The sequence below is a fragment of the Mycobacterium sp. 852014-50255_SCH5639931 genome (assembly GCF_001665605.1).
Taxonomy (GTDB): domain Bacteria; phylum Actinomycetota; class Actinomycetes; order Mycobacteriales; family Mycobacteriaceae; genus Mycobacterium; species Mycobacterium paraffinicum.
The window spans coordinates 93668-101325 of record NZ_LZSV01000039.1 but is presented as its reverse complement, the minus strand read 5'-3'; the positions used below and the strand labels follow the sequence as shown (position 1 = coordinate 101325).

The window sequence follows — 7658 nt, the reverse complement described above, 5'->3', positions numbered from 1 at the left end:
CGACCACCCATGGCCAGCGCGGAGCGCCGTGTTCGTCCTCGGCGTCGGCCGACTCGTCGAAGGTGTCGTAGTCGTAGAGCCTGAGGTCGGCCGGCAGGTACGGGCCGCTCATGAAATGCTCGGACTCCGGCGCCGAATAGGCCCGCGAATAGGCGTCGGTCTGGCCCGTCTGGTCGGCCGCCGGCTCGGCGCCGTCGTCGAAGGGTTCGATCTCTTCGACGTGCCCGGGTTCGCCCTCGGGTTCGGGGACGTCCGCGGGCTCGATGTCGGAATCCGGTTGGTGGGGAGCCTCGTTCACCGAATCGGGTTCCTCAGGATCCCATTCCGGTGGTTTCGGCCCGCTCATCTTTGCCTGCCCTGTCCGACTGCCTCACCAGCGCGCGGGGCCCCGGGGCCATATCGTTGCGCGCGCGCTTGAGAAATTGTCATTTGCCTGGGCAAAACACTACCGAACCGAGAGGGGCAAAGAAGTCTTGGCGAACCGGCCACAGATCACGTGATCGGATTGTGACCTTAACGGCTGCGGATCAGTGTTTCTCGGGCCCGATGTAGTACTCGAAGACCAGTCCCCCGACCGACGCAAGGACGAACATCACCCCCGCGGCGATCAGCCACGGCAGCCACAGCGCGATACCCACCGCGCTCACCGACGCCGACAGCGCGACCAGGATCGGCCACCAGCTGTGCGGGCTGAAGAAGCCCAATTCACCTGCTCCGTCGCTGATCTCGGCGCCCTCGTAGTCTTCGGGCCGAGTATCGATGCGGCGCGCCACGAACCGGAAGAAGGTGGCCACGATCAACGCCAGTCCGCCCGTCAGTGCCAGCGCGGTCGTCCCGGCCCACTCCTCGCCGCCGGTGGCGAAAAGCGCCGTCAGCACGCCATAAAGCACCGCAACCACAATGAAGAACCCGGCGACGAATTCGAAAAGCCTGGCTTCGATATGCATTTGGTGTCCTAACCTACTGGCTTCCGGCCAACTGACCGCGCTTGGTGTCGAACGGGTGAGTGGTCACCGCGAGCGGCGTCTGGCCGATCGCCTGCAATGCCTGGGCGTTGCTCTTGCCGTCGATCCGCTGCTGCAGGTAAGCCTTGAAGTCGTTGGGCGGCACCACCCGAACCTCGAAGTTCATCATCGAGTGATACGTGCCACAGAACTCCGCGCAGTGCCCGACGAACGCCCCGGGCTTGCTGATGTCGTCGACCTGGAAGACGTTCACCGAGTTGTTCGCCTCGGCGTTGGGGATCACGTCGCGCTTGAACAGGAACTCGGGCACCCAGAACGTGTGGACGACGTCCGCGGACGCCAACCGGAACTGGATGCGCTTGCCGGTGGGCAGCACCAGCACCGGGATCTCGTCGCTGGTGCCCAGGATTTCGACCTTGTCGAAGTTCAGGTAGGTGCGGTCCGCGGTGTTGAGCCCGCGGACCGGCCCGACGAGCTCCTCGCCGTGAGCGTCCTTGCCCTCGGGCCGGGAGACCATGGCGTTCTTACGCGCCTGGTCGACACCGTCGTAGGTGAGCGTGCCATCCTTGAAGTCAACGCGCTGGTAGCCGAACTTCCAGTTCCACTGGAAGGCGGTGACGTCGACCACCACCTCGGGGTCCTTGTCGACGTGCAGCATCTTCTCCTGCACCACCACGGTGAAGTAGAACAACACCGAGATGATCAGGAACGGCGTCACGGTGAGCACCAGCTCGAGCGGCATGTTGTAGCCGAACTGACGCGGCAGCTCGGTGTCGGTGGCCTTCTTCCGGTGGAAGGCCGACGCCCAGAAGATCAGACCCCACACGATGACCCCGACCACCAGCGAGGCGATCGTCGCTCCGATCCACAGCTCGCGGTTCAGCTGGGCCTGCGGGGTGATGCCCTTGGGCCAGCCCAGACCCAGCACGTCCGACCAGCCGCATCCGCTCAGGGTGAGCGCCAACACGCCGAACGTCGCGGCCAGCGCCAGCGGCCGCAGACGACGGGACAGACCCTGCCGAAACCTGCCCTGCGACATACGTTGCGAACGGACCTGCTCGCGAGGTGTCACGTTGGCGCCTCCTGCTCGGATATCGAATACTACGCAGCGTAGACCACGCCGCCGACCCGAGCGACGAAACCCCGGCCCGCTGGGCCGCCCGGCCATTTGCGGGCGTCCCGGGTGGGACCGCAACGGCGTGCCCAACGTGCGGCATACTGGGGCGCCGTGTGTGGTCTGCTGGCGTTCGTCGCTGCCCCGGACAGTGCCGACCCCGCCCGGGCCGACGATGCCGTCGCGCGCGCGTCGCACTTGATGCGCCACCGCGGCCCCGACGAGCCCGGCACGTGGACCGACCCGGGTGCCGACGGATCGGTCGTGTTCGGTTTCAACCGGCTGTCGATCATCGACATCGCGCACTCGCACCAGCCGCTGCGGTGGGGGCCGCCGGAGGCTCCCGACCGCTACGTGCTGGTGTTCAACGGGGAGATCTACAACTACCTCGAGCTGCGCGACGAGCTGGCCACCGCGCACGGCGCGGTGTTCGCCACCGACGGTGACGGCGAGGCCATCGTCGCCGGCTACCACTACTGGGGCGCCGACGTGCTCACCCGGCTGCGCGGCATGTTCGCCTTCGCCCTGTGGGACACCGCCACCCTCGAATTGTTCTGCGCACGAGACCCTTTCGGCATCAAGCCGCTCTTCATGGCGACCGGCGCCGGCGGCACGGCGGTGGCCAGCGAAAAGAAATGCCTGCTGGACCTGGCGGAGTTGGGCGGATTCGACACCGGGATCGATGACCGCGCCGTGCAGCACTACACCGTGCTGCAGTACGTGCCAGAGCCCGAGACGCTGCACCGCGGGGTGCGCCGGCTCGAATCGGGCTGCTACGCGCGGATCCGGCCCGGGCGGCAGCCGGAGGTTACCCGCTATTTCGTGCCACGCTTCGCCGCCACACCCATCACCCGCGACACCGAACAGGCCCGCTACGACGAGATCACCGCGGTGCTCGAGGACTCGGTGGCCAAGCACATGCGTGCCGACGTCACCGTCGGGGCGTTTCTGTCCGGCGGCATCGACTCCACCGCCATCGCGGCGCTGGCCATCCGGCACAACCCCAACCTGATCACCTTCACCACCGGCTTCGAGCGGGAGGGGTTCTCCGAGATCGACGTCGCGGTCGCCTCGGCCGAGGCGATCGGCGCCCGCCACATCGCCAAGGTGGTCCACCCGGACGAGTTCGTCGCGGCCCTGCCCGAAATCGTGTGGTACCTGGACGAACCGGTGGCCGACCCCGCCCTGGTGCCGCTGTTCTTCGTCGCCCGGGAGGCCCGCAAGCACGTGAAGGTGGTGCTGTCCGGGGAGGGCGCCGACGAGCTCTTCGGCGGCTACACGATCTACCGGGAGCCGTTGTCGCTCAAGCCCTTCGATTACCTGCCACGGCCGCTGCGGCGGTCGATGGGCAAGGTGTCCAAGCCGCTGCCGGAGGGCATGCGGGGCAAGAGCCTGCTGCACCGCGGCTCGCTGACGCTCGAGGAGCGCTACTACGGCAACGCCCGCAGCTTCTCCGACGCGCAACTGCGCGACGTGCTGCCGGGCTTCCGCGAGGAATGGACCCACACCGACGTCACCGCCTCGGTGTACGCCCAGTCGGCCGGCTGGGACCCGGTGGCCCGCATGCAGCACATCGACCTGTTCACCTGGCTGCGCGGGGACATCCTGGTCAAGGCGGACAAGATGACGATGGCCAACTCGCTGGAGCTGCGGGTGCCGTTCCTGGATCCCGAGGTGTTCGCCGTCGCCTCCCGACTGCCCGTCGAGGCCAAGATCACCCGGACCACCACCAAGTACGCGCTGCGGCGGGCCCTCGAGCCGATCGTGCCGGCGCACGTCCTGCACCGGCCCAAGCTCGGGTTTCCCGTGCCCATCCGGCACTGGTTGCGCGCGGGCGAATTGCTGGACTGGGCCTACGGGCTGGTGGCGACCTCGCAGGCCGGTCACCTCGTCGACCTGGCCGCCATCCGGCGGATGCTCGACGAGCACCGCAACGGCGCCGGCGATCACAGCCGCCGGCTGTGGACGCTGCTGATCTTCATGCTCTGGCACGCGATCTTCGTCGAGCACACCGTGGTGCCGCAGATCAGCGAGCCGCACTACCCCGTCCAGCTATAGGCCGGGTCGCGAACTTCGAGTGTGAACCCTGGGCGGAGATTTTCGGCGTGTCCCCGCCCTCAGCTCACGCTCGACGCCGTCAGGCCAGCACCGCGGCGATCTCGTTGGCCGCGTCGTCGCCGTAGGCACCCGCCAACCGGCTCACCGCCGTCTCGCGGTCCCACTCCCAGTTCTGGGTCCCGGTCGATTCCAGCACCAGCACGGCTACCAGCGAGCCCAGCTGCGCGGAGCGCTCCAGGTTCAGGCCCGCGCTGCGCCCGGTGAGGAAACCGGCCCGGAACGCGTCGCCGACGCCGGTGGGGTCGGTCTGGCTGGTCTCGGGCACGACGCCCACGTGGGTCGTCGTGCCGTCGGGCTCGACGATGTCCACGCCCTTGGGGCCCAGCGTGGTCACCCGTAGGCCGACCTTGCCCTGCACGTCGGACTCCGACCAGCCGGTCTTATTGAGCAGCAGCTCCCACTCGTAGTCGTTGGTGAACAAATAGGCGGCGCCGTCGACAAGCTTGTCGATCTCTTCGCCGGACAGGCGGGGCAGCTGTTGGGACGGGTCTGCGGCGAAGGGCAGGCCCAGCTTGCGGCACTCCTCGGTGTGCACCACCATCGCGTCCGGGTCGTTGGCCCCGACGATCACCAGCTCCGGCTCGCCGATGGACGACACCACGTCGGCGAGCTTGATGTTGCGGGCCTCCGACATGGCGCCGGGGTAGAACGACGCGATCTGGGCCATGTCGACGTCGGTGGTGCAGGTGAATCGCGCCGTGTGCGCCGTCTTCGAGATCAGCACATTGTCGCAGTTGACACCGTGCGACTGCAGCCACTGCCGGTAGTCGTCGAAGTCGTCGCCGGCCGCGCCCACCAGCGCCACGTCGCCGCCGAGCACGCCGATCGCGAAGGCGATGTTGCCCGCCACGCCGCCACGGTGGATCACCAGGTCGTCGACCAGAAAACTGAGCGATACCTTCTGCAAGTGCTCAGCCAGCAGGTGCTCGGAAAACTTGCCCGGGAACCGCATCAGATTGTCGGTCGCAATCGAACCTGTCACCGCGATCGTCACGAATGTCTCCGCCCTTCGTTAGTAAGGTTATCTAGCTTACGCACGCCTCCGGACCGTCGCTGTGTCCACGGTCGGCACGAAGCGGTGCGCTAGCCTCCCTAGGGAACTCGCTCAAGTCGCCGGGACACGATGCTCGGTCGGGGTATCCCGCGCGTACTCCCGTCTACCACCGTAGGAGAACCAGGATGGCAGGTCCGCACTCGCCGAACCACACCGTCGGCGGCAGCGGACCCAGCGGACCTGAGCCCCCGGCCGGATCTCAGCCGCTCGAATTTCCCGACGACCCGCGCGCCGGCGACCCGGCTCCGGCCAATTATGCCGGGCAGCCGCCCCCGCCGATGCCCTACCCGCCGCCGCCCCGATCCAAGCGGCGGCTGGTCGTCGGCATCCTGTTGGCCTTCGCGCTGGTGGCCGCGCTGACCGTGGCGATCGTCTACGGCGTCCGCACCAACGGGGCCAACACCGGGGCCACGTTCTCGGAGGGCGCCGCCAAGACGGCCATCCAGGGGTACCTGGACGCGCTAGACCACCGCGACACCGAGGAGATCGTGCGCAACGCGCTGTGCGGGATGTACGACGGCGTGCGCGACAAACGCTCCGACCAGGCGTTGGCCAAGCTGAGCAGCGACGCGTTCCGCAAGCAGTTCTCCGAGGTCGAGGTCACCTCGATCGACAAGATCGTCTACCTGTCGCAGTACCAGGCCCAGGCACTGTTCACCATGAAGGTGTCGCCCGCGACCGGCGGACCGCTGCGCGGTCAATTGCAGGGCATCGCCCAGCTGCTGTTCCAGCGGGGCCAGATCATGGTCTGCTCGTACGTGCTGCGCACCGGGGGCTCGTACTGAGCCCGGGGCTACCCGGTCAGTTGAACGAGTCGCCGCAGGCGCACGAGCCGCTGGCGTTGGGGTTGTCGATCGTGAAGCCCTGCTTCTCGATGGTGTCGACGAAATCGATGGACGCGCCTTCCACGTAGGGCGCGCTCATCCGGTCCACCGTCAGCTTCACACCGCCGAAGTCCGCGGTCAGATCGCCGTCCAGCGTCCGGTCGTCGAAGAACAGGTTGTAGCGCAGGCCCGCGCACCCGCCCGGCTGGACCGCGATACGCAGCGCCAGGTCGTCCCGGCCCTCCTGGTCGAGCAGGGACTTTGCCTTGGTGGCGGCGGCCTCGGTCAGGATCACGCCGTGCGTCTTGGCGGTCGACTCGTTTTGCACCGTCATTGCTTCTCCTACATGCCTCATCGTTGGGTGGGTCCATTCAGGTTCGAGCCCGCTGGCCTCGCGTTAAGCGGCCAGATCCGCCCGGAAAAAGCCCACTGGATCAACGGTACCTTGCGGGACCGCTATTCCCGAGCCGCGCCGCCACCACGGATGCCAGACCCATCAGCTGATTGGCCGCGTCGGCCTGCGCCAGCCGCGCCGATCCGGCGTGCTCGGCGATGGACAGGGCGGACATGATGCCCGCCGAGCGGACGGTGGCGTTGTCCAGGTCGACCTGGCCGGCCAGCACGATCACCGGCACTCCCCGCGGCCGGGCGGCGTCCGCGAGATAGCCCACCACCTTGCCGTGCAGCGACTGCTCGTCGAAGCGGCCTTCACCGGTGACGATGAGCTCCGCCATGTCCAGATCGTCGGCCAGGCGGGTGTGATGGGCGATGATCGCCGCGCCCGACTCGCACCGGCCGCCGAGCGCCAGCAGCCCGGCGCCGATACCGCCGGCGGCGGCCGCCCCGGGTTCGGCGCTGACGTCGCGTCCGGCCACGGCTTCCAGGATCAAGGCCCACGCCTGGAGGCGGACTTCCAGGGCCGCGACGGTGACCGTGTCCGCGCCCTTCTGCGGCCCGAACACCCTGGCTGCTCCCCACGGCCCGAGCAGGGGGTATTCGGTGTCGGAGGCGGCGATGAGCTCCACATTGCCCAGCTGGCGGCGGGCGGAGTCCAGGCCGCCGAGCTCGGCGATCATCCCCTGCCCGCCGTCGGTGCACGCGCTGCCGCCGAGGCCGACCACGATTCGCGTCGCCCCGGCCCGCATCGCCTCGGCGATCAGCTGCCCCACTCCCCTGCTGTGGGCCGCCATCGCGGTCTCCGGGGTGGGCGGACCGCCCAGCAGGGCCAGGCCGCACGCCTGCGCGCACTCCAGGTAAGCGGTGGTCGTGGTGGGGTCGAACACCCATTTGGCCTCGACCATGGTGGACAGCGGCCCGGACACCCGCAGACGCCGCGTCTTGCCCAGCCGGCTGGCCAGCACCTCGACGAAGCCGGGGCCGCCGTCGGACTGCGGGGCGACGATGAACCGGTCGCCGGGGCGGCACCGGGTCCAGCCTGTCGCGATGGCCGCGGCCGCCTCCACGGCCGTCATGCTGTCGCCATAGCAATCCGGAGCCACCAGGACGAGCATGGCGGGCAGTTGCAGACGGCCGGGAGCGAGGCCCAAGGCAGCATCGTCCGAGGCCATCGACCCGTCGTCCAT

The 7658-nt window shown here is 68.4% G+C and carries 7 protein-coding genes and 1 pseudogene; 2 read left to right on the top strand and 6 right to left on the bottom strand.

Annotated features, from left to right (window positions below):
* From A5758_RS25960 to A5758_RS24005, 3 genes and pseudogenes are all read right to left on the bottom strand, one after another.
* Nucleotides 1-346, bottom strand: a pseudogene (locus A5758_RS25960) (hypothetical protein); the annotation flags it as partial.
* Nucleotides 347-527: 181 nt separating this feature from the next.
* The gene (locus A5758_RS24010; protein WP_067200900.1) at nt 528-947 is read right to left on the bottom strand and encodes a cytochrome c oxidase subunit 4; all 420 of its coding nucleotides are present in this window, start codon (nt 945-947) and stop codon (nt 528-530) included.
* 13 nt (nt 948-960) lie between these two features.
* Complete coding sequence (locus A5758_RS24005; RefSeq protein WP_067745308.1) at nt 961-2037, bottom strand: cytochrome c oxidase subunit II; 1077 nt, start codon at nt 2035-2037, stop codon at nt 961-963.
* Between the two features lie 156 nt (nt 2038-2193).
* Between A5758_RS24005 and asnB the strand changes: the two genes are divergently transcribed.
* Nucleotides 2194-4137, top strand: a complete 1944-nt coding sequence (gene asnB / locus A5758_RS24000; protein ID WP_067745304.1) for an asparagine synthase (glutamine-hydrolyzing) — start codon at nt 2194-2196, stop codon at nt 4135-4137.
* A gap of 79 nt (nt 4138-4216) precedes the next feature.
* On the opposite strand, the gene A5758_RS23995 is transcribed toward asnB, so the two are convergent.
* Complete coding sequence (locus A5758_RS23995; RefSeq protein ID WP_067745301.1) at nt 4217-5191, bottom strand: carbohydrate kinase family protein; 975 nt, start codon at nt 5189-5191, stop codon at nt 4217-4219.
* Nucleotides 5192-5376: 185 nt separating this feature from the next.
* On the opposite strand from A5758_RS23995, the gene A5758_RS23990 reads away from it, so the two are divergent.
* Complete coding sequence (locus tag A5758_RS23990; protein WP_067200911.1) at nt 5377-6036, top strand: hypothetical protein; 660 nt, start codon at nt 5377-5379, stop codon at nt 6034-6036.
* 16 nt (nt 6037-6052) lie between these two features.
* Here the strand turns inward: A5758_RS23990 and A5758_RS23985 are convergent, their stop codons facing one another.
* Together A5758_RS23985 and A5758_RS23980 are read right to left on the bottom strand one after the other, a co-directional pair.
* Nucleotides 6053-6409 carry an iron-sulfur cluster assembly accessory protein gene (locus tag A5758_RS23985; protein ID WP_067200914.1) on the bottom strand — a complete coding sequence of 119 codons (357 nt, stop codon included), beginning with the start codon at nt 6407-6409 and terminating at the stop codon, nt 6053-6055.
* A gap of 100 nt (nt 6410-6509) precedes the next feature.
* A complete protein-coding gene (locus tag A5758_RS23980; RefSeq protein ID WP_066951824.1) occupies nt 6510-7586 on the bottom strand; it encodes a glycerate kinase in 1077 nt (358 codons plus the stop codon).
* Nucleotides 7587-7658: the final 72 nt, after the last annotated feature.